Below are 18,869 nucleotides of genomic sequence, written 5' to 3'. Positions count from 1 at the left end.
CGGGGCATTCGCGTCAGCGGATGAACCCGGAACCTCGAGCCACGATCTCTGGATTCCGGGTTCGCGCTTCGCGCGCCCCGGAATGACGAATAGGGAATAACGTTTCACAGGAGGATCCGATGGATCTCGCATTCACGAAAGAAGAGCAGGCGTTTCGCGAGGAAGTGCGATCATTCTTCCGCGACAACGTGCCGCCGGATACGCGGCGCAAGCTGGTCGAGGGCCGTCACCTCACCAAGGACGAGATGGTGACGTGGTGGCGCATCCTCAACAAGAAGGGCTGGGGCGTCAGCCACTGGCCCAAGCAATATGGCGGCACCGGCTGGACGAGCGTGCAGCACTATATCTTCAACGAGGAGCTGCAGTCCTATCCGGCGCCGCAGCCGCTCGCCTTCGGCGTCAGCATGGTCGGCCCCGTCATCTACACCTTCGGCAACGAGGAGCAGAAGAAGCAGTACCTGCCGCGCATCGCCAATGTCGACGATTGGTGGTGCCAGGGCTTCTCCGAGCCGGGTTCCGGGTCCGACCTTGCTTCGCTCAAGACGAAAGCCGAGCGCAAGGGCGACAAGTGGATCATCAATGGCCAGAAGACCTGGACCACGCTCGCCCAGCACGCCGACATGATCTTCTGCCTCTGCCGCACCGACAACAATGCGAAGAAGCAGATGGGCATTTCCTTCATCGTGTTCTCGATGAAGTCGAAGGGTGTCACCGTGCGCCCGATCCAGACCATCGACGGCGGCGTCGAGGTCAATGAGGTCTTCTTCGACGACGTCGAGGTGCCCGTCGAGAACCTGATCGGTGAGGAGAACAAAGGCTGGGATTACGCAAAATTCCTGCTCGGCAATGAGCGCACCGGCATCGCCCGCGTCGGCGTCTCCAAGGAGCGGCTGCGCCGCATTCGCGATCTCGCCGGCAAGGTCGAGTCGGGCGGCAAGCCGGTCATCCAGGATGCCGCGTTCCGCGAGAAGCTCGCGGCCTGCGAGATCGAGCTGAAGGCGCTCGAGCTGACGCAGCTCCGCGTCGTCGCCGATGAAGGCAAGCACGGCAAGGGCAAGCCCAATCCGGCCTCCTCGGTGCTGAAGATCAAGGGCTCCGAGATCCAGCAGACCACCACCGAGCTCTTGATGGAAGTGATCGGCCCGTTCGCCGCGCCTTACGACGTCCACGGCGACGACGGCTCCAACGAAGCCATGGATTGGACCGCCCAGATCGCGCCGAGCTACTTCAACAACCGCAAGGTCTCGATCTACGGCGGCTCCAACGAGATCCAGCGCAACATCATCGCCAAGGCGGTGCTGGGGCTGTGATCTGCTCCCTCTCCGCGGAGGCGGGGAGGCCCATGTTTCCACCGTCATTCCGGGGCGCGACGAAGTCGCGAGCCCGGAATCCATAACCACCAATCGGGATTATGGATTCCGGGCCTGGCCCTTCGGGCCATCCCGGAATGACGAAGCCAAATAGTCCGGGTACGAGGAACCAAAGAAATGGATTTTGACCTGAACGAGGAGCAGAGGCTTCTCAAGGAAAGCATCGACGGCCTGCTGACCGATTCCTACGATTTCGAGCAGCGCAAGAAGTACATGAAGGAGAAGGGCGGCTGGAGCAAAACCGTCTGGGGCAAGCTCGCCGAGCAGGGCCTGCTCGGTCTGCCCTTCGCGGAGGCCGATGGCGGCTTCGGCGGCGGCGGCGTCGAGACCATGATCGTGATGGAAGCGCTCGGCAAGGCGCTGGTGCTCGAGCCGTATCTGGCGACGGTCGTGATCGGCGGCGGCTTCCTGCGCCATGCCGGCAGCGATGCGCAGAAGGCTGCGCATGTGCCCGGGATCATCGACGGCAGCAAGACGCTGGCGTTCGCCCAGCTCGAGAAGAACTCGCGCTACGATCTGTTCGACGTCTCGACGACGGCGAAGAAGAAGGGCGACGGCTGGGTCATCGACGGCGAAAAATTCGTCGTGCTCAACGGCGAGAACGCCGACACGCTTGTCGTCACAGCCCGCACCAAAGGCGATCGCCGCGACAAGACCGGCATCGGCGTGTTCCTCGTTCCCGCGAACGCCAAGGGCGTCACCAAGAAGTCGTATCCGACCCAGGACGGCCTGCACGCCGCCGACATCACTTTTACCGGTGTCGAGGTGGGCGCGGATGCTGCCATCGGCAATCCCGACGACTCGCTCTCGCTGATCGAGCGCGTGGTGGACGAAGCCCGCGTCGCGCTCTGCGCCGAGGCAGTTGGCCTGATGGACGAGTCGCTCAAGACCACGGTCGAGTACATCAAGACGCGCAAACAATTCGGCGTCGCGATCGGCTCGTTCCAGTCGCTGCAGCACCGCGCCTCCGACATGTTCGTCGCCGCCGAGCAGGCGCGCTCGATGTCGATGTTCGCGACCATGGCTGGTGATTTCGAGGACGCCAAGGAGCGCTCCAACGCGATCGCCGCGGCCAAGGTGCAGATCGGCAAGTCGCTGAAGTTCGTCGGACAGCAGGCGATCCAGCTCCACGGCGGCATCGGCATGACCATGGAGGCAAAGATCGGCCACTACTTCAAGCGCCTCACCATGATCGAGAACACCTTTGGCGACACCGACTACCACCAGCGCCGCGTCGCGGATGCGGGTGGGTTGATCTAGTCGACACACAACGACTGTCATCCCGGGGCATCGCGCAGCGATGAACCCGGGATCCATCGGGCGGCGTCACGCGCGGTGAAATGGATTCCGGGTTCGCGCTTCGCGCGCCCCGGAATGACCAGGAAGGGACAACAATGAAAAACACCCCGTTCGATCTCACCGGAAAAGTCGCCGTCGTCACCGGCTCCAGCCGCGGCATCGGCCGCTCCTCGGCCGAGCTGCTGGCCAAGCTCGGCGCAAAAGTCGTTGTCTCCTCCCGGAAAGCGGAAGCGTGCAAGGAAGTCGCCGACGGCATCAACGCATCCGGCGGCGATGCCACCGTCATCCCCTGCAACATCGCGCGCAAGAACGAGGTCGAGGCGCTGATCTCCGGCGCCACCAAGCATTACGGCAAGATCGACATCCTCGTCTGCAACGCCGCCATGAACCCGTATTACGGCCCGCTGCTCGACATCTCCGACGAGGCCTTCGACAAGATCATGGGCTCGAACGTCAAGAGCAACATCTGGCTTTCTGCGCTCGCGATCCCGCAGATGGCCGAGCGCGGCAATGGCTCGGTCGTCATCATCTCCTCGATCGGCGGCCTGCGCGGCTCCACGGTGATCGGCGCCTACGGCATCTCCAAGGCCGCCGACTTCGCGCTGTGCCGCTCGCTCGCCGGCGAATGGGGCCCGAAGGGCGTTCGCGTCAACTGCATCGCGCCCGGCCTCGTCAAGACCGATTTCGCCCGCGCATTGTGGGAAGACGAAGCCATGCTCAAGCGCCGCACCGCCACCACGCCGCTTCGCCGCATCGGCGAGCCCGACGAGATCGCCGGCGCAGTCGCCTACCTCGCCTCCGACGCCTCGAGCTTCATGACCGGCCAGACCATCGTCATCGACGGCGGCGTGACCACGGCGGCGGTGTAGGGATTTGCTCCGATCTCTCGGCTCGTCGTCCCGGACAAGCGAAGCGCAGATCCGGGACCCATAACCACAGGGAGTGGTTTGACGAAGACACTTGATTGCCAGCTCGGCCTCTAATTTCTCCCTGGGGTCCCTGCTTTCGCAGGGACGACGGCGGAGCTTGAGGCGCGCTTAGGGATATTGACCTTCCGCCTCCAATCCGCTCCCTTTGGCGCGACACAATGATCCCCCACGGGATAACGCCGAGAAAACGCCAAGGTAAGCCGCCATGTCTTTCGTCCTCGCCATCGACCAGGGCACCACCTCTTCGCGCGCGATCGTGTTTCGCGGCGATATTTCCATTGCGGCGAAGGCGCAAGCCGAGTTTCCGCAGCATTTTCCGGCCTCGGGCTGGGTCGAGCACGAGCCGGAGGACATCTGGACCTCGACCGTGATCGTCTGCCGCGAGGCGATCGAGCAGGTCGGCATCAGCGCAAAGGACATCGCCGCGATCGGCATCACCAACCAGCGCGAGACCACCGTGGTGTGGGACCGCGCTACGGGCCAGGCCGTGCACCGCGCCATCGTCTGGCAGGACCGCCGCACCGCCGACATCTGCGCCAAGCTAAAGGCCGACGGTCGCGAACCCGTGATCTCGCAGAAGACCGGCCTGATCATCGATCCCTATTTCTCCGGCACCAAGATCGCCTGGATCCTCGACCACGTTCCCGGCGCGCGCGCACGCGCCGCGCGCGGAGAATTGATGTTCGGCACCATCGACTGCTACCTGCTCTGGCGCCTCACCGGCGGCAAGGTGCACGCCACCGACGCCACCAACGCCTCGCGCACGCTGCTGTTCAACATCCACACCGGCCAGTGGGACGACGAGCTGCTGGAGATCATCGGCGTGCCGCGCTCGATGCTGCCCGAGGTGAAGGATTCCTCGGCCCGCTTCGGCGAGACCACGCCGGATCTGTTCGGCGGCGCCATCGCCATCTCAGGCATTGCCGGCGACCAGCAGGCCGCGACCATTGGCCAGGCCTGCTTCCGCCCGGGCATGATGAAGTCCACCTACGGCACCGGCTGCTTTGCGCTGCTCAACACCGGCACCACGCCGGTCGTGTCCAAGAACAAGCTGCTGACCACCGTCGCCTACCAGCTCGACGGCAAGCGCACCTATGCGCTCGAAGGCTCGATCTTCGTGGCGGGGAGCGCCGTGCAGTGGCTGCGCGACGGCCTCGGCATCATCAAGCACGCCGCCGAGACGGGACCTCTCGCGGATCAGTCGGACTCGATGCAGAGCGTCTATCTCGTCCCCGCCTTCGTCGGCATGGGCGCGCCCTACTGGAATCCGCGCGTGCGCGGCGCGCTGTTCGGCCTCACCCGCAACACCGGCCCCGCCGAGCTCGCCCATGCTGCGCTGGAAAGCGTCTGCTACCAGACCTTCGACCTCTGGGCCGCGATGCGCGCGGACTGGCCGAGCTCGGAGACGGCCAGCGTCGTGCTCCGCGTCGACGGCGGCATGACCGCCTCCGACTGGACCATGCAGCGCCTCGCCGATCTCCTCGACGCACCGGTCGACCGCCCCGTGATCCAGGAGACCACGGCGCTCGGTGCCGCCTATCTCGCCGGCCTTCAGGCTGGCGTCTATCCTGAGCCGACGAAGTTCGCCGACAATTGGCGCCTCGAGCACCGCTTCAAGCCGAACATGAGCCAGGCGACGCGCGAGCGGAAGCTCGCCGGCTGGGCAAGGGCGGTGAAGGGCGTGCTCGCGAGCGACGAGGGGGAATAGCGAGCGCGCACCCGGATTGCGCTTCGCTCCATCCAGGCTACACGGCTTCACCGGCAATAAGAACAACAATGGGAGGAACGACAATGAACACGGATTTCAACCGGGTCATGCAAAAGCTCTGCGGCGCGGCGATCTGCGCCGCACTGCTCACCTCGACGTCCATCGCGCGCGAGAAGCCGAACCCGCTCGAGAGCGCGCGGCAGGTCAAGACCGACGTCGCCGGCCTCAACGCCCCCGCCCAGATCCTGGTCGACGTCTGGGGCATCCCGCACATCTACGCCGGCAACGAGCACGACCTGTTCTTCCTGCAAGGTTTCAACGCCGCGCGCGACCGGCTCTGGCAGATCGACCTCTGGCGCAAGCGCGGGCTCGGGCTGCTCGCCAAGGATTTCGGCCAAGCCTATGTCGAGCAGGACAAGGCGCTGCGGTTGTTTCTCTATCGCGGCGACATGAATGCGGAGTGGGCGGCCTACGGTCCCAAGGCGAAGACCTATGCCGAAGCCTTCGTCGCCGGCATTAACGCTTATGTGGCCGACGTGCGCGCCGGAAAACGCCCGCTGCCGATCGAGTTCAGGATCGCCGGAACGATGCCGGATCCATGGACGGCGGAGGATGTCGTTCGCATCCGCAGCCACGGCCTGACGCGCAACGTCGCCTCCGAGGTGAAGCGTTCGCTGGTCGCCTGCGCCGCAGGCCTCGAGGCCGATCGCTTCCGCGTCAAGCTCGAACCGGCCTGGACCACGAAAATTCCTGATGGCCTCGACCCCTGTACCGTGCCGAAGGCCGTGCTCGCGCCTTACGATCTCGCGACACGTCCGGTCGCCTTTGCCGCGCCCAAGGACCAGAAGGCCGCGCTCGCGCACGATCCCGACAAGTTTCTCACCGAGGCCGATCAGCAGCGCGACACCATCGGCTCAAACAATTGGGTGATCGCAGCCTCGCGCACCGCGACGGGTCGCCCGATCCTCGCCAACGATCCGCATCGCGAGCACAGCGTGCCCTCGCTGCGCTACATCGTCGGGCTCAATGCGCCCGGCCTCTCCGTGATCGGTGCCGGCGAGCCGGCGCTGCCCGGCATCTCGATTGGCCACAACGGCACCATCGCCTTCGGCCTCACCATCTTCAATGTCGACCAGGAAGACCTCTACGTCTACGAGCTCAATCCCGAGAATCCCAACCAGTATCGCTACGGCAGTGGCTGGGAGGACATGCGCATCGTCCGCGAGAAGGAGCAGGTGAAGGGCGAGGCCGATCGCGACCTCGAGCTGAAATTCACCCGGCACGGGCCGGTGATCTACGTCGATGACGCAGGCAAGCGCGCCTTCGCGGTTCGCTCGATCTGGTTCGAGCCCGGCACCTCCGCCTATTTCGGCTCGTCGGACTACATGACCGCGAAGGACTGGAACGGCTTTCTTGCGGCGATGCGCCGCTGGGGCGCGCCGTCGGAGAACCAGGTCTATGCCGACACCCGTGGCAATATCGGCTGGGTCGCCGCCGGCAAGACTCCGCGCCGCGCCAATTATGACGGCCTGATGCCGGTGCCCGGCGACGGCCGTTACGAATGGAAGGACTTCCTCTCGCTCGACGATCTGCCGAAGGCCTATCAGCCGAAGCAGGGTTTTCTCGCCACGGCGAACCAGATGAATCTTCCGGCGGATTATCCCGTGGCCGAACGCAAGGTCGGCTTCGAATGGGCCGACAGTGCGCGCTGGCAGCGCATCACCGAGGTGCTCAGTGCGAACAACAAGGTCACGCTCGCCGATGCCATGGATCTGCAGAATGACGACACCGCGATGCTGGGGCGGCGGCTGGTCAAGCTGCTGCAGCCTTTGTCGTCGGACGACGCCAATGTGAAGAAGGGCCTCGAGCTGCTGAAGCCATGGGACGCCCGCGATGCCGCCGACAGCGCCGCCGCGGCCGTGTTCGAGGTCTGGATCGCCAACCATCTTGGTCCGGTGTTGCTGAAGACCACCGCGCCCAAGGCGGTCGATCTGATCGCGCCCGAGGCCTCCAGCATTTCGGCGGTCGTCGCCTATCTCGAATCGCCCGATGCCGCGCTCGGCTCCGATCCTGCCGCCGGACGTGACCAGGTGCTGCGCGAGAGCCTTGGCGCCGCGGTTGCCGACGTCGCGGGCAAGCTTGGCGCCGACTCCTCCACCTGGCGCTGGGGCCGGCTGCACGTCGCAAAATTCGACCATGCCTTGATGCCGCTCGCCGACAAGGCCACCGCGGCGCAATTGTCGGTCGGCCCGCTCGCCTTCGGCGGTGCCGCCAACGTGCCGCGCGCCGCCACCTATCGCCGCTCGGACTATCAGCTCCTCTCCGGCGCCTCGTTCCGCATGGTGCTCGATGTCGGCAATTGGGATGCGAGCCGCACCATCAACACGCCGGGCCAGTCGGGCGATCCCTTCAGCGGCCATTACCGCGACCTCGCGCCGCTCTGGGCGACGGGACAGTATGTCCCGCTGCTCTACAGCCGCCCGGCGGTCGAAGCTGCGACGGCGGAGGCGATCACGCTGACGCCGCGATGAACGACACGCATCCACAAACACGCTGTCGCCCCGGCCTAGTGCGCAATTGCGCACGGAGCCGGGACGACACTGATTGTATGGCCGCCGCTTTGGCCTAAACTGAACGAGCCAGCCCCATGATCCTGCCCGATGGTTATTCCGACGTTCCCGCCGGGAAAATCGCGGCGGTCGTCACCCATCTGGAGATGACCGCGCCTCCCGCACGCCGCGATGATCCACCCGGCAGTTGGTCCCTGCGCAAGGTCGATGCGCCCGCGCTCGATTGGTATCGCGATCTCTACCGCCGCGTCGGCGAGGAATGGCTGTGGTTCTCGCGGCCGCGCATGAGCGACGCCGAACTCGCCGCAATCATCCACGCGCCTGATATCGAGGTCTACTCACTGGTGGTAGACGGCCGCGATGAAGGTCTGCTGGAGCTGGACTTTCGCGAAGCCGGTCAGTGCGAACTGGTCTATTTCGGCGTCACCGGGAGCCTGATCGGCACCGGCGCCGCGCGCTTCCTGATGAACCGCGCGCTGGAGCGCGCATGGTCGCGCGAGACGTACCGTGTCTGGGTGCACACCTGCACCTTCGACCATCCCTCCGCAGTCGCGTTCTACCAGCGCTCCGGCTTCCGCCCCTTCCGCCGGCAGATCGAGATTGCGGACGATCCGCGGCTTGACGGCATGGCGCCACGCGATGCCGCGAAGCATGTGCCGATCATCGAATAGGGCGGGAAACCGTCTCCCGAATGTCACTTCGCTCTGCGACCTCAAAACACCTTCTGCTCCGCCCGCGCCAGCGAAAATCCGTGCTGCATGGCGTTGAAGCACGTCACTCCCGTCTGCTCCGACCGGCAGGTGAAGCCCGCGCGCTGCCACACCTCGCCATAGGCGAGCACAGGCAGCGAGGCGTCCATCACGCTGTCGCCGGCGCAGATGCGCCCCGCGCTGCCCTTGGTGCTCATCTCGAAGGCGTGACCCCAGTCGAGTTCGCAATCGCGGAAGCGTGTCGGTCACCATGATGTCGCAGCGGAGCAGGCCTTGTTTATTTTCCTGGCCGTTATCGGCAAAGAATTGGCAGACGATGTTTCGCGACGGCGTCAGGAAGCCGATCGGACGGTCTTGTGCATGGGCGCGACCAAGCGGCAATCCAAGCAGGATCGACATCAGGAAAACGGTGCCCGGCCTGATCATGCAATCCCCCCAACTAGAGCATGATCCGGAAAAGTGCGGAGCGATTTTCCGAAAAGATCATGCTCAAACAACGACCTAAAGCGCGATGACGATTCATCCGTGCCGGGCTTCTTCGTGCTGCTCGGCATCCTGCTGCTGTTCTCCTGGGTCTCGCTGGTCGGTCTGGTGCGGGCCGAGTTCCTGCGCGGGCGCAACTTCGAATACATCCAGGCGGCGCGGGCGCTCGGCGTCTCCAACCCGGTCATCATGTTCCGTCACTTGCTGCCGAACGCGATGGTCGCGACCATGACGTTCCTGCCGTTCATCGTCTCCTCGTCGGTGATGACGCTGACGGCGCTCGACTTCCTGGGCTTCGGTCTGCCGCCGGGATCGCCTTCGCTCGGCGAATTGCTCTCGCAGGCCAAGGCCAATGTGCAGGCGCCATGGCTCGGCTTTTCCGGCTTCTTCTCGGTCGCGATCATGCTGTCGCTGTTGATCTTCATCGGCGAAGCCGTGCGCGACGCCTTCGATCCGCGCAAGACGTTCAGGTAAGGCCATGGACGCAATCAACCAGCCCCTGCTCAGCGTGCGCGACCTCTCGGTGGCCTTCCACCAGGGCGGCGCGACGACGCTCGCGGTCGACAAGGTCTCGTTCCAGATCAAGCGCGGCGAATGCGTCGCGCTGGTCGGAGAATCCGGCTCCGGCAAGTCCGTCAGCGCGCTCTCGATCCTGAAGCTGCTGCCTTATCCGAACGCCTCGCATCCCTCGGGCAGCATCCGCTTCAAGGGGCAGGAGCTGATCGATCAGAGCGAGCAGCAGATGCGGGAGATTCGCGGCAGCGATATCTCCATCATCTTCCAGGAGCCGATGACCTCGCTCAATCCGCTGCACACGATCGAGGCGCAGATCGGCGAGATCATCCAGCTGCACAATCCGACCAGCAATGCAGAGGCGCGCAGGCGGACGCTGGAATTGCTGACGCAGGTCGGCATTCCCGAGCCCGAGACGCGGCTGAACAGCTATCCGCACCAGCTCTCCGGCGGCCAGCGCCAGCGCGTCATGATCGCGATGGCCCTCGCCAACGAGCCTGACCTGTTGATCGCGGACGAGCCGACCACGGCGCTCGACGTCACGGTGCAGGCGCAGATCCTGGCGCTGCTCGCCGAGATCCGCGCGCGGCTCGGCATGAGCCTGCTGTTCATCACACACGATCTCGGCATCGTGCGCCGTATCGCCGACACCGTCTGCGTCATGAAGGGCGGCTTGATCGTCGAGCAGGGGCCGGTCGAGCAGGTCTTCAAGACCCCGAAGCATCCCTATACCCGTGACCTGCTCGCGGCCGAGCCGAAGCCCGATCCGGCGCCGCCGCAGCCGGCTGCGCCCGTGGTGATGTCGGCCGACGATGTCAGGGTCTGGTTTCCGATCAAGCGCGGCCTGATGCGCAAGACGGTCGGTCACATCAAGGCGGTCGACGGCGTCAGCGTTGCCGTGCGCAAGGGCGAGACGCTCGGCGTCGTCGGCGAATCCGGCTCGGGCAAGACCACGCTCGGGCTTGCACTGCTGCGGCTGATCTCCTCGAACGGCCGTATCGTCTTCCTCGGCAAGGACATCCAGGGCCTGCGTTTCAAGGAGATGCGCCCGTTCCGGCGTGACATGCAGATCGTGTTCCAGGATCCGTTCGGCTCGCTCAGCCCGCGCATGTCGGTCGCCGACATCATTGCCGAAGGCCTCTCCGTGCATCAGCCGAAGCTGTCGCGCGAGGAACGCGAGGCGCGCGTCGTCAAGGCGCTGGAGGATGTCGGGCTGAAGCCGGAGATGCGCTACCGCTATCCACACGAATTCTCCGGCGGCCAGCGTCAGCGCATCAGCATCGCGCGCGCGGTGGTGCTGGAGCCGGATTTCGTCGTGCTCGACGAGCCAACCAGCGCGCTCGACATGCTGATCCAGGCGCAGATGGTCGATCTGTTGCGCGAGCTCCAGCGCAGGCGCGAGCTCACCTACATGTTCATCTCGCACGATCTGCGCGTCGTCGCCTCGCTCGCGAGCCACCTCATCGTGATGCGTGGCGGCAAGGTGGTCGAGGAGGGGCAGGCCGCGGAACTGTTCAAGAATCCGAAGACCGATTACACGCGCGCGCTGTTCGCGGCGGCGTTCCGGCTGGAAACGGCGGGGAACGGGTCGGTCGCGACCTGATCCCAGTCATCCCGGGGTGCGCGGTAGCGCATCCCCGGGATGCGCGCTAGCGCGAACCCAGGGAACGCTTCTGCCTGCGGCCAAAGTGGGCCGCACCTATCAGATCGCGCTAATCTACGCGGCGCGTTGCTTGTCTGATTGTTCCTCGACCGTGCTCGCTGTTTTTTCCAAACCCTTTTCGTAATTGCCCGCGAACCTCTCGATACTGTCGGCCCACATCCTCAACATTGAGACCTGAAGGTTGATCATCGGTTTCAATGCATGCATGCCGATTGCAGTCGCTGCGGCGATGCGCCGTTGCGGGTCGTTGGCGAAACGGTCTTCAGTAGCGGTCTTGTCGGCCATGCTGTTCGCTCCTTTGCTCTGGTGTTATGACCTGAAGTCACCTCCCGGGTTGTGAACTGCGTGCTTCCAAACACTCGGCCAAAACCTGATCTGCCGCGAGCCGCGCACCTCGGTCGTCGTGCAATTCATCCAGCTTCTTCAGGTAGGCAACTGCGGCTATTTGCAAGAGATCGAAGTCATCTTCGCCGGTGTCGCGAAGATTGGTGATGTAGCTGTAGAGTGCGGAACGCCTGTTGTCGTTCTCGCTGATGCCGCTATGGATCAGCAAGTAGTTTCGCCAAGCGAACGCACACGCGCCTTCCCTGGCTTGAGAACTCATGGGCACCTCCCAAAGCCAGAGAAAGACTGACGACGCGTTTCGTTCCGCAAACCTCTCAATTGTAACGTTGTTCCGTAGCTGCGCTGCGAGGTGGGGCGGGATGCCTTTCGATTGCCGGCTTGCTCGAATGATTCTGCATGAGTTCCCTGAAAAATGAGCCTGGGGAACGCACGAGATTTGCGGTCCTCTGTGCTGGAGTGTCGCAGTCGGCTTCGCTCGAATATATCGCTATCCGCGGTAATATCCGGCCCGAGAGCTTGGCGCGGAGTCGGTGATGGCCTCAAAGCTGTCTTCGGGCACTGTTGCTGCCTTGCTCCTGATTGGAGCAACGGTGATTTTGATCGCAAGTCGGCCACCCCCGTGGCTATTGCTGCTGCTTGGTTCCTTCGCACTGGCGGTGCTGTATATCGTCGCGAGAACGAGGTCGCGTTACGATCCGCTCGATCCACGTTTCGGCAGCTGCATCCCTCCGATTTCCAAGCCGAAGACCAGCGCCGGCGATGTGCCCAAGCAGCGTGGCGATGTCTGATATCGATCAGATGCGGATCCGCTTCGGGCTCAAGACCGACATGCGGCCGTATCGGTTTCAACGTCGCCTTCGGCGAGTAAAGCGGACACGGCGAACTATGAATAAAGGCCCTACAGCCGCTTGATCGCGACGACGTCGCTGCCGGCTTGCCTGATCCGCGCGAGCGCCGGCGCGATCGGCTCGATCACTGTCGCCATGTGATACGCGTTGGCGTGGACCATGGTAGTGCCGTCGCGCACGATCGCGACATGCCCCTTCCAGAAGATCAGGTCACCGCGCAGCAGGCTGCTCCGCTCGTGCGGCTCGAGCGCGCGGCCGAGGCTTGCCTGCTGCATGTCGCTGTCGCGCGGGCAGCCGATGCCGGCAGATGTCAGCGAGACCTGGACGAGGCCCGAGCAATCGATGCCAAGACTGCTCTTGCCGCCCCAGAGATAGGGCGTGCCGACGAAGCGTTCCGCGACTGCGACGAAATCTGGCTCGCGATGATCGAGCGGGACGAGATGCGCCTTCGGCAAGAAGGTCCCGTCATGCGCCACGGCAAAGCTGCCATCCTCGCGCGCAATTGCGAGCTTCGATCCCAGCACGAGCGTGGCTGATGGCGGCAGCTTGATGGAGGGGCCGGGGAAAGCCAGCGTTCGCAGCGCGTTGACCACATGGGTCGGGGCGGCCGATGGCTTGCCCAGCGCCGCATCGGGCAGCCAGCCGACATAGCCATCGCCATTGAGCTGGCCCCAGGCCCAGCCTTCGCCGTTGCGATCGTAGACCGTGACCCGCTCGCCGCGCAGCGCTTCGGTCATCAGCATTGCGCCGGATGACGGTTGCTCGCGCACCGGCGCTATCGGATCGACCACCTCGAATTCCTCGCCGGCGACGAAGCGCTTCGCCTCGACCTTGCCTTCGAGATATTTCGCGGCGAGGTCGCCCCGCGCCGGCGTCAATCGCGGATCATGCATAGCGCTCGCTCAGCACTTTGTAGATGGCGCGCGCGGCCTGGCATTCGCCGCCCTCGGGGCGCGCGGGCTTTGCCGACGGGGTCCAGCCGTAGATATCGACATGCAGCCAGCTCTTGGCGTGCTCGACGAAGCGTTGCAGGAACAGCGCGCAGGTGATCGAACCGGCAAAGCCGCCGGATGGGGCGTTGGTGATGGTGGCGGTCTTCGAATCCAGCCACGCATCGTAAGGCGGCCACAGCGGCATCCGCCACAACGGATCGTTCTCCTTCACCGCGCAACGCGCGACGTCGGCGGCGAGCGTCTCATCATTGGTGTAAAAGGGCGGTAAATCCGGTCCCAGCGCGACGCGCGCCGCGCCGGTCAGCGTGCCCAGGTCGATCAGCAGGTCCGGCTTCTCCTCGTCGGCCAGCGCCAGCGCGTCGGCGAGCACGAGCCGGCCTTCCGCGTCGGTGTTGCCGATCTCGACCGTGATACCCTTGCGCGAGGTGAAGATGTCGAGCGGGCGGAAGGCATTGCCGGCGACCGCGTTCTCCACCGCCGGGATCAGCACGCGCAGCCGCACCTTCAGCTTGGCATCCATCACCATGCGCGCCAGCGCCAGCACGTTGGCGGCGCCGCCCATGTCCTTCTTCATGATCAGCATGCCGCTCGACGGCTTGAGATCGAGCCCGCCGGTATCGAAGCAGACGCCCTTACCGACCAGCGTCACTTTCGGATGCGAGGGATCGCCCCAGCCGATGTCGATCAGCCGCGGCGCGCGGCTGGAGGCCATGCCGACGGCGTGGATCAGCGGAAAACCCTTCTCCAGATCCTCGCCGAGGGTGCAGGCAAAGCTTGCACCGAACTCAGCGGCGAGGTCTTGCGCGGTCGCAGCGAGCTCCGCGGGCCCCATGTCGTTGGACGGCGTGTTGATGAGGTCGCGCGCCAGCATCGCGGCATCCGCGATGCGGGTGATCTCGGCGGCATCGACACCATCGGGCGGCACCAGCCGGACGTCGGGGCGATCGGCCTTGCGGTAGCGCGCGAAGCGGTAGCATCCCAGCGCGAAAGCGAGCGCCGCCAGCCGTGCGTCGTGCGGTGCATTGGCGAAGCGATAGGTGCCCGGCGGCAGCAGGCCGGGCAGGGCGCCCGGCCGGAACAGGTCGCGCGATCTTGCGCCGTCGTCATCGAGGCCGAACAGGCACCTCCGCGAATTGCGCCGTCGGGCGTCGGCAGCGCCAGATAACCGCCGGGCTTGGCGGCATAAGCGTTGGCAGTGGCGAACTGGCGTTGTGCCGGCGGCAAGCTTTCGCGCACCGCATCCCAGCTCGACTTGGTGACGAAGGTGATCGGGATGGCGGTGGACGATGTCTCGAAGACAGAAGGCATTGGCGGGTCCGGATCGTCAGATCGACAGGTCATGCGAAGGCACGAGACTTCGCAGAGTTTTGCCGTGGCCGCAATCGGCTTTGCTGTCACCGTTCAGCGAGCCGCTACTCGCCGCGAGGGGGCCATGCTAGGTTCCGGAGAGCGGCCGCCAGCTCTGCCGGGATCGCCAGCGGCCGACGACGAAGCCTGCCGGGAGGACGTGCGATGGAATTTGTGTGGAGCGTGGTCACATTCATCGGCCAGGCCGTCGAAGCGATCTTTGGTTATGTCGAGCATCATCACTGGATCTTCGCTTTCCTTGCCGGCGGTTACGTCTTCTATCTCCACGACCGCTCCGTCCACGCGCGGTTCGATGCGCTCGACAAGCGCATCGACGAAATCCGCAAGCGCCTGGCCATCGAATATTGATCGGGACCGACGAAACGTTCGTCGGGCAGCTCTCGTATCTCGTGTTGAGAACTGCCGTTCACGACGGCACAGCCGCAGGGCTTTACTAGCGCCGCGGTTGTGGCATTATTGACGAGTATTTTAGATTGTGCCGCACGTTTCTGCACGTATCGAGAGTAAGCGCGTAGCGGCACGCGTTATCTGCCCGGGTCACCCCTGCCGGGCCCGATCCCGGTCTGATCTGTTCGTCCTGAGCTCTTCGTCCAAGGCATTCTTCCGATCATTTAGGCGGCGCAGCATTCGCGAATGAGCGGCGCAAAATGGATAGATCATTCGTTATTGCGCACATCTCCGACCTGCATCTGGACGGGTCCGGCCGGCTGTTGGCGACGATCGAGACGCTCAGTGCCGCAATTCGCGAAGCGATGGCCGATGTCGCTGACGTTCCCGACCGCATCCTGCTGATCACGGGCGATCTCGTCGAGGATCCGACGCCGCGTGCGCTCGATGAAGCGCTCGCCGTCATCGCCTCGTTCCGCCAGACCGGGCTGTTCACGGACATCCAGGCCGTTGCCGGCAATCACGACGTCAAGCGCCCGAGCCAGCGTGCGGGTCGTCACGACGTCTACGACTACCTGCATCTGCCGCGGACATCGAAGAGCGTCTACTACCGCCAGGCTGGACTCGATCTGGTGCTGCTGGATTCCAACCGCGCCAGCCTCTCGAAGCTGGCGAGCGGCAATATCGACGAGAACGCCTACCACGCGCTGGTCGCCGATTCAGCCCGGCTGAGCGTCGAGCTCGCCGGCAGCATGGGCTCTGGGGGACGCGCCGATTATGCCGAGCTGGCGGAGAACCTGGTGCGCGTGCTGGCGCTGCATCACCATCCGCTGCCGCAGGCGACCGGCGAAGGAAAGCGGTTTCTCGGGGCACCCGACGAGCCGCTGATGTATCTGGCTGCGCCCGCGACCTTCCTTGAAGCTGCGACCTCGCTCAACGTCAATCTGGTTCTGCATGGCCACCGCCATGTCGAGGGACTGACGCGGTATTCAATCCTCGATCCGCGCGCCACGCGGAGCGACAGCGGCGAGGCGCTCTGGCGCACGATCTACGTGCTCTCCTGTCCGTCTTCGACCGGCCAGGCGGGCGACGATGCCGGCTTCAACATCGTCCATTTCGGCCCGTCGTCCGATGCGGGCCAGACGGCGTATCGCTTCGCGATCGCCCGCTATTCGCGGCCGCGCAACGACGGCGCGTTCGGGACGCTCGACTCCAACCTGCCTGATGGCATCATCAGGTTGCCGGCAGGGCGGGATTTTTCGCGCGACCCTGCCGTCCAGGCGATGATCGAGATCGGCGCATGCAGGACGCTGACGCGGGACCAGGTCGCAGCACTGGTCCGCCGGCTGTTGATGCGCCGCGCCTTCTACGCCGATGGCGAGGCGTCGTGGGCGAGCGCGCTCTATGTCTATCTCGTCACCTCCCATGCATGGGCCGACCTCGCGAGCAAATTCGCGAGGTCGGGGCGTAAGCATGAGGTCGATGCGCTGGCAGCGGTGACGCTGCTGCTGCGACCGCTGATCGCGCAATCCGCCGCCGTGCTCGGCATCGACGACGATCAGCTCGATGAGCTCCGCGCCAGGCGTCTGGTCCATCGCGACGATCTTCAGCGCGAATTGCCGGGGATGCCGGGCACGGACATCGATGTCGCGGCGGAGGCACGGCAGAGGGTTCAATCCCTGCGGGACCTGAACGAACAAGTGAAGCGGCTTGGTCTGGATCTTGGCCTCGATCTGGATCTCGGTGGCGAGGCGCCACCGCGAACGCCGCCATGAGGGGCAGGGAGGCTGACGTTAACCGGCCGTTAGGGTTAACAGTCTATTGCTGACGCGTTCGGCTCGATCAATCGGCTCGAGAGTCAAAGCGTCATGCGTCAACGGTTCAGTCCTGCCCGGCTTCTCGTGTCTGCCTCGCTCATCGCGATGGTGGCGACCGGCCTCGGCGGCTGCACGGCAATGTCAAAGCTCTCCGACGTCACCGGCTCGATCGGGTCGAAGGCGGAAGCCGCGCCGTCCGCAGATCCCGTACGTGCCGTCGAGGTCTATGGCGAGCGCTACCGCGCCAATCCCAAGGATCCCGACGCGGCGCTCGCCTATGGTCAGGCCTTGCGCGCCAACGGCCAGCGCGCCCAGGCCGCTGCCGTGCTGGAGCAGGCGACCATCGCCAATCCCGGCAACAAGGCGCTGCTCGCCCAGTACGGCCGCGCGCTCGCCGACAACGGTAATTTCCAGCAGGCCTTCGACGTGCTGTCGAAGGCGCACTCGCCCGACAATCCGGACTGGCGCCTGCTCTCGGTGCAGGGCACCGCGCTCGATCAGATGGGCCGTCACGAGGAGGCGCGCTCCTACTACGCGAGCGCGTTGAAGATCGCGCCGGGCGATCCCGGCGTGCTCTCCAATCTCGGCCTGTCCTACATGCTATCGAAGGATTTGCCCAAGGCCGAGGAGGCGCTGCGGCAGGCCTATGCCTCGCCGCGCGCCAGCAGCCGCGTGCGGCAGAACCTCGGCCTTGTCGTCGGTCTTCAAGGCCGTTTCACTGAGGCCGAGACCATCGTGAAGGCGGACCTACCGCCGGATCAGGCCGCGGCCAACGTCGCTTATCTGAAGGACATGCTGAGCCGTAGCGATACGCCGCGCGGCGCACCGAAGCGCACGCCGGTCGCTTCGCTCAGCCAGGCCGACTGATCAAACCCGATTTTGCGATTTGAAGCCGATATGCGGGCCGCGCGCGGCCCACATATTTAGTAGTGCAGCTCGGAGATCTTGATGCCGGTCGGTCCGAGAATGACCACGAACAACACCGGCAGGAAGAACAGGATCATCGGCACCGTCAGTTTCGGCGGGAGCGCGGCGGCCTTCTTCTCGGCCTCGTTCATGCGCATGTCGCGGTTTTCCTGCGCCATGACGCGCAGGGAATGGCCGAGCGGGGTGCCGTAGCGCTCCGCCTGCTGAAGCGCGAGACAGACCGACTTGACGCCCTCGAGCCCGGTGCGCCGCGCCAGGTTCTCATAGGCGGCCTTGCGATCCTGCAAATAGGACAGCTCGGCCGTGGTCAGCGTGAACTCCTCCGACAACGCGATCGACTGGCCGACGATCTCGGTGGCGACCTTGCGGAACGCCATTTCGACCGACATGCCGGCTTCGATGCAGATCAGCAGCAGGTCGAGGGCGTCGGGAAAGGCGCGCTTGATCGAGAGCTGGCGCTTGGAGATCGCATTCCTGAGAAACAGCATCGGGGCCTGGAGGCCGAGATAGGCCGCGCCGATGCAGATGCCGATCTTGATCGGCATCGCCTGCTCCATGTGCGCGATCACGAAGACATAGATCACCGAGCCGACGAACAGCACGATCGGGGCGACCATGCGCGCGAACAGGAAGGTGATGTAGGGGGCCTGGCCGCGATAGCCCGCCATGATGAGCTTGTCGCGCGCGGCTTCCTGCGCGAGCCATTTGGTGAGGTTGAAGTCCTCGACGACCTTGGAGACGATCTGCTTCGGGGTCTGGCGCAGCGAGACCTTTTCGTTCTTGTTGAGGCGGTCGCGCTCGCGCTGCCGGATGCGTTCGCGCTCGCTCGCCACCGCCTTCATGCGCTTGGAGAGGCCCTCTCCGGCGAACAGCGGCATCACCAGCGTATAGACAGTGGCGCTGGCGGCGATGGCCGCCAGCAGCATGGTCATGAAGTGCGCGTCATGCAGTTTCGTAATGAGGAAGTCGACCATGGGGC

At 64.7% G+C, this 18,869-nt stretch carries 16 protein-coding genes and 2 pseudogenes; 12 read left to right on the top strand and 6 right to left on the bottom strand.

Annotated features, from left to right (window positions below; translation table 11 throughout):
- Window positions 1-119: 119 nt before the first annotated feature.
- The 6 genes from pimC (at window position 120) to FOM02_RS22005 (ending at window position 8,547) form a co-directional block, all read left to right on the top strand.
- The gene (gene pimC / locus FOM02_RS22030; protein ID WP_027561236.1) at window positions 120-1,310 is read left to right on the top strand and encodes a pimeloyl-CoA dehydrogenase large subunit; all 1,191 of its coding nucleotides are present in this window, start codon (window positions 120-122) and stop codon (window positions 1,308-1,310) included.
- A 177-nt stretch (window positions 1,311-1,487) separates the two neighbouring features.
- The gene (gene pimD / locus FOM02_RS22025) at window positions 1,488-2,630 is read left to right on the top strand and encodes a pimeloyl-CoA dehydrogenase small subunit (RefSeq protein WP_027561235.1); all 1,143 of its coding nucleotides are present in this window, start codon (window positions 1,488-1,490) and stop codon (window positions 2,628-2,630) included.
- Window positions 2,631-2,764: 134 nt separating this feature from the next.
- Window positions 2,765-3,538: an SDR family NAD(P)-dependent oxidoreductase gene (locus FOM02_RS22020; protein ID WP_027561234.1), complete on the top strand. Its 774-nt coding sequence runs from the start codon at window positions 2,765-2,767 to the stop codon at window positions 3,536-3,538.
- A 265-nt stretch (window positions 3,539-3,803) separates the two neighbouring features.
- Window positions 3,804-5,306, top strand: a complete 1,503-nt coding sequence (gene glpK, locus FOM02_RS22015; protein ID WP_027561233.1) for a glycerol kinase GlpK — start codon at window positions 3,804-3,806, stop codon at window positions 5,304-5,306.
- 83 nt (window positions 5,307-5,389) lie between these two features.
- Entirely contained in the window at window positions 5,390-7,837 is a 2,448-nt protein-coding gene (locus FOM02_RS22010) for a penicillin acylase family protein (RefSeq protein ID WP_027561232.1), read from the top strand.
- A 116-nt stretch (window positions 7,838-7,953) separates the two neighbouring features.
- Complete coding sequence (locus FOM02_RS22005) at window positions 7,954-8,547, top strand: GNAT family N-acetyltransferase (RefSeq protein ID WP_027561231.1); 594 nt, start codon at window positions 7,954-7,956, stop codon at window positions 8,545-8,547.
- Between the two features lie 41 nt (window positions 8,548-8,588).
- On the opposite strand, the gene FOM02_RS22000 is transcribed toward FOM02_RS22005, so the two are convergent.
- Complete coding sequence (locus FOM02_RS22000; protein ID WP_231164210.1) at window positions 8,589-8,783, bottom strand: DUF6636 domain-containing protein; 195 nt, start codon at window positions 8,781-8,783, stop codon at window positions 8,589-8,591.
- Between the two features lie 328 nt (window positions 8,784-9,111).
- Between FOM02_RS22000 and FOM02_RS21995 the strand changes: the two are divergent.
- Window positions 9,112-9,543 (top strand): annotated as a pseudogene (locus FOM02_RS21995) (ABC transporter permease subunit); the annotation flags it as partial.
- Between the two features lie 4 nt (window positions 9,544-9,547).
- On the top strand, window positions 9,548-11,185 hold the full coding sequence (locus tag FOM02_RS21990) for an ABC transporter ATP-binding protein (RefSeq protein WP_265442123.1): 1,638 nt from the start codon (window positions 9,548-9,550) through the stop codon (window positions 11,183-11,185).
- A gap of 114 nt (window positions 11,186-11,299) precedes the next feature.
- On the opposite strand, the gene FOM02_RS21985 is transcribed toward FOM02_RS21990, so the two are convergent.
- Together FOM02_RS21985 and FOM02_RS21980 are read right to left on the bottom strand one after the other, a co-directional pair.
- On the bottom strand, window positions 11,300-11,530 hold the full coding sequence (locus tag FOM02_RS21985; protein ID WP_027561216.1) for a hypothetical protein: 231 nt from the start codon (window positions 11,528-11,530) through the stop codon (window positions 11,300-11,302).
- Between the two features lie 37 nt (window positions 11,531-11,567).
- On the bottom strand, window positions 11,568-11,849 hold the full coding sequence (locus tag FOM02_RS21980; RefSeq protein WP_027561215.1) for a hypothetical protein: 282 nt from the start codon (window positions 11,847-11,849) through the stop codon (window positions 11,568-11,570).
- 274 nt (window positions 11,850-12,123) lie between these two features.
- Between FOM02_RS21980 and FOM02_RS21975 the strand changes: the two genes are divergently transcribed.
- Window positions 12,124-12,378 carry a hypothetical protein gene (locus FOM02_RS21975; protein WP_141263098.1) on the top strand — a complete coding sequence of 85 codons (255 nt, stop codon included), beginning with the start codon at window positions 12,124-12,126 and terminating at the stop codon, window positions 12,376-12,378.
- Window positions 12,379-12,488: 110 nt separating this feature from the next.
- Here the strand turns inward: FOM02_RS21975 and FOM02_RS21970 are convergent, their stop codons facing one another.
- The gene (locus FOM02_RS21970) at window positions 12,489-13,331 is read right to left on the bottom strand and encodes a C40 family peptidase (RefSeq protein WP_027561214.1); all 843 of its coding nucleotides are present in this window, start codon (window positions 13,329-13,331) and stop codon (window positions 12,489-12,491) included.
- Window positions 13,324-14,699 (bottom strand): annotated as a pseudogene (locus FOM02_RS21965) (leucyl aminopeptidase family protein). Before FOM02_RS21965 ends, FOM02_RS21970 begins: the two are co-directional and overlap by 8 nt.
- Before the next feature lie 204 nt (window positions 14,700-14,903).
- On the opposite strand from FOM02_RS21965, the gene FOM02_RS21960 reads away from it, so the two are divergent.
- The 3 genes from FOM02_RS21960 to FOM02_RS21950 all read left to right on the top strand — a co-directional run bounded on the left by FOM02_RS21960 (window position 14,904) and on the right by FOM02_RS21950 (window position 17,830).
- Window positions 14,904-15,107 (top strand): hypothetical protein, encoded by a 204-nt coding sequence (locus tag FOM02_RS21960; RefSeq protein WP_018454690.1) that lies wholly within the window; start codon window positions 14,904-14,906, stop codon window positions 15,105-15,107.
- Between the two features lie 299 nt (window positions 15,108-15,406).
- Window positions 15,407-16,921 carry a metallophosphoesterase family protein gene (locus tag FOM02_RS21955; RefSeq protein ID WP_027561212.1) on the top strand — a complete coding sequence of 505 codons (1,515 nt, stop codon included), beginning with the start codon at window positions 15,407-15,409 and terminating at the stop codon, window positions 16,919-16,921.
- A gap of 93 nt (window positions 16,922-17,014) precedes the next feature.
- Window positions 17,015-17,830, top strand: coding sequence for a tetratricopeptide repeat protein (locus FOM02_RS21950; protein WP_027561211.1), 816 nt, complete (start codon window positions 17,015-17,017; stop codon window positions 17,828-17,830).
- Between the two features lie 56 nt (window positions 17,831-17,886).
- Here the strand turns inward: FOM02_RS21950 and FOM02_RS21945 are convergent, their stop codons facing one another.
- Entirely contained in the window at window positions 17,887-18,864 is a 978-nt protein-coding gene (locus FOM02_RS21945; RefSeq protein WP_027561210.1) for a type II secretion system F family protein, read from the bottom strand.
- Between the last annotated feature and the right edge of the window lie 5 nt (window positions 18,865-18,869).

The organism is Bradyrhizobium sp. SEMIA (assembly GCF_014844175.1).
GTDB lineage: Bacteria > Pseudomonadota > Alphaproteobacteria > Rhizobiales > Xanthobacteraceae > Bradyrhizobium > Bradyrhizobium arachidis.
The sequence above is the reverse complement of the archived record's forward strand: the minus strand, read 5'-3'. Positions and strand labels throughout refer to the sequence as shown.